Genomic DNA, 2,669 nt, shown 5'->3' on the forward strand with positions numbered 1-2,669 from the left:
TCCAACGCCGTCCACATCCTCGAGAACCACCCCGCCCGATACGACGAGAAATCCCGGGTGAGCGCCTCCAGGCAGCACCGCAACACCCGGGCACGATCCAGGGTCCCCTCATGAACGAGGGTCAGCACGCTGGCCTGCCAGCCCGCCTCCTCGCGGGAGAACTTGTCGACATTGGCCAGCGAGACCTCCCCGCCGCCCTCCACCTCGAAGATCCGCCAGAAGACGTTCTCCCTGAGATCGTGGTCGTGGCGGAGCATGAACTCCCGGATATTGGTTTCATAGCGTTCCCCCAGCGCGGAGACCATCGCCAGCACGTAGGTGTCGTCGTGGTCCAGCTCCAGCCCCTCGAACAGCTCGGCGAGCCGCAGCGGCACGAAGTCCGCGCTCTGCGGCCAAGCCTGCGCCATCCACTCCACCGTCTCACGGGTGATGGGCTGCGGGTCCTCCGCCGGGACGTACTCCTGTTCAGCCCGGTGAAGGTCCTCCAGGGTGAGGGCGGGGTCAGCGAGGAGCTGTTGCAGCTTCCCCCTCCGATTCCACCAGAACAGACTCATTGTTCCTCCTTCACGATACGCACGGCCAGGATGTGGGCGCAGGGGCCGCGGTCCAGTCTGTGGCGGGCGTACCACGGGCAGCTGCAGCTCTCCGCGTCATTCATGCGGACCTCGTGCCGGGTGTCCTTCGAGGTGACGTGCGCCAGCCCGGGGTCCACCATCTCGACGGCCCCGGCCTGGGCCAGTTCCCGGGCCTTGACCAGCCTCGGATGATGGGCCTCCAGCACGCCGTCGATCATCGGCAGCGGCCGGTGGAAGTAGGCGTCCGCGTGGAGGTCGTAGCCGACCTGCCCGGACGCCGCCAGCAGCGACAATGCGCCCAGCACCTTGTCACGCTCCAATCCCGCGCCTGCTGCGAGGGCCGCGACGTCGATCCGCGGCTCGAAGGCCAGCAGAGCGCTGATGAGGTCGGCGTCGGCCTCCACCTGGTCGCGACGCAGATCGTCGAGGGTGGTGCCCTCCCCCGAGAAGCCGCGTGACTTGTCCGGGCTCAGCACGACACTGATGCGGCCCCCGGGGATGTCGAGGGCCCAGGCGCTGGCCCTCGGGGTGGATGTGGCGTCGACGGGGGCGCACCAGGCCCGCAGCCGGGTGGCGTGTCTAAGCATCGGCTCCAGCACCCGGAGCCGCTCCGGCCCCGCCAGGCACACCGACCCTGTCGTGGGGCGGGTGGCCAGCCGGTGTCCACGCCCCGTCGGTGTCACCCAGGACACCGACTTGGTGGCGGAGTTCCTCGGCAGGGCCTGGATGAGGCGGGTGGCGCCGAGCCTGTCCACGTCGAGCTGCGGCTCCATCCCGCCGAGGATGGACTGGGTCTCGGCGAAGCTGCGCAACCACCGGGACGGCAGCTTCACCTTCTCCTCCACGACGTCGTGGTCGAGGGTGCGGACCCTCACGTGATCGTGACCGACACTCAGGTGCAGCGGGTCGACGGCGTTCAGCGCGGACAGGGCCTGACGGACCGGAGGATTGAAGTCCACGTTGGTGACGCCGACGCCGAGATGTTCGGCGTCGAGGGAGGTCGCCTCCAGGTCGAGCCGGGCATAGACCCCGCAGCAGGCACTGAACGACTCGAAGCGCAGGCCCTCCTGGCTGGAAGTGACCACTGGGTCGGCGGCGCGAAGGATGGCCGCGAGCATGCCGGGCGGCACGTAGAACCGGGTCCTGGCCACCCGCGCCAGGACGAGAAGGGCGGCCGCCACAGCGGGTGGGTGCTCCACGAAACCGGAGAAGAAGTGCGGATGGGCCACCCGACCTTCCGGGGTCAGGCCACCGCTGGTGGCCAGGTCCAGATCGGATCGTCCGGCTGCCTGATGCAGCTCGGACTGCCTGGCATAGTCATAGGCAAGCTCAGTCAACAGGACCTCCTCGTTCCAGTGCCGCAACGCTACCGGGTGGAACCGACATTTCTCCCTGCCGGGCTGTCACTCAGTCGTCCAGCAGCTCCGCAATGGTCCCTGCGAATCCTCAGGGGTCTCGACCAGCGGAGAACAGGAGAGCCGACGACGGGCAGCACGGGCGCCCAGGTCGACACTTTTCCGCTGGTCGAGCCGCGAAGCGAAGCGAGCGTGTCGAGACCTCCGCAGGGGTGTCTGCGAATCCTCACGGGGTCTCGACACGGGCCCCTCCACTACGTTCCGCGTCCCGGCTCGACCAGCGGGGGTAGAGGCTGTCTCGCTCAGCGGGGTGGGGAGCCCTCGGCTTGGGGAGGGAGGACGGGTGTTCGGACAGCATGTGCACCCGGGTCGGCCCCTCTCCGCTGGTCGAGCCGGACCGCGAGCATCGCGAGCCGTCCGTGTCGAGACCTCCGCAAGGGGTTTCTGCGAACTCTCGCCGGGTCTCGACACAGGTCCCCCACTTCGTTTCGGGTCCCGGCTCGACCACCGGGAAGGGAGGAGCCCTCAGTTCGACCAGCGGGGTGGGAAGAGGGTTTTCAGTACAGGGCGTATTGGATCCATTCCCAGGCTTCGGATTCCACTGGCCTGGTCTCTGGGGGTTCGGGCGGATCCAGCCAGGGCGGGGGTGGCTCCTCCACCCTGGGTTCTGGTTCCGGAGTTCGGAGACACATCGTGCCGCCAGTGGCATGCACCAGATACTCAAACCCCGCCGGAGACT

The 2,669-nt window shown here is 68.3% G+C and carries 3 protein-coding genes; all 3 read right to left on the minus strand.

Going from position 1 to position 2,669, the window contains the following annotated elements; all coding sequences use genetic code 11:
- The coding region (locus tag EII35_RS15265; protein ID WP_221739790.1) for a DUF6493 family protein at positions 1-554 on the minus strand (554 nt) is incomplete at its 3' end.
- Positions 551-1,912, minus strand: a complete 1,362-nt coding sequence (locus EII35_RS15270; protein WP_260465153.1) for an SWIM zinc finger family protein — start codon at positions 1,910-1,912, stop codon at positions 551-553. The genes EII35_RS15265 and EII35_RS15270, both read right to left, overlap by 4 nt.
- Before the next feature lie 575 nt (positions 1,913-2,487).
- The coding region (locus EII35_RS16285) for a hypothetical protein (protein WP_221739791.1) at positions 2,488-2,669 on the minus strand (182 nt) is incomplete at its 5' end.

It is taken from the genome of Arachnia propionica, from assembly GCF_003932785.1.
Lineage (GTDB): Bacteria > Actinomycetota > Actinomycetes > Propionibacteriales > Propionibacteriaceae > Arachnia > Arachnia propionica_B.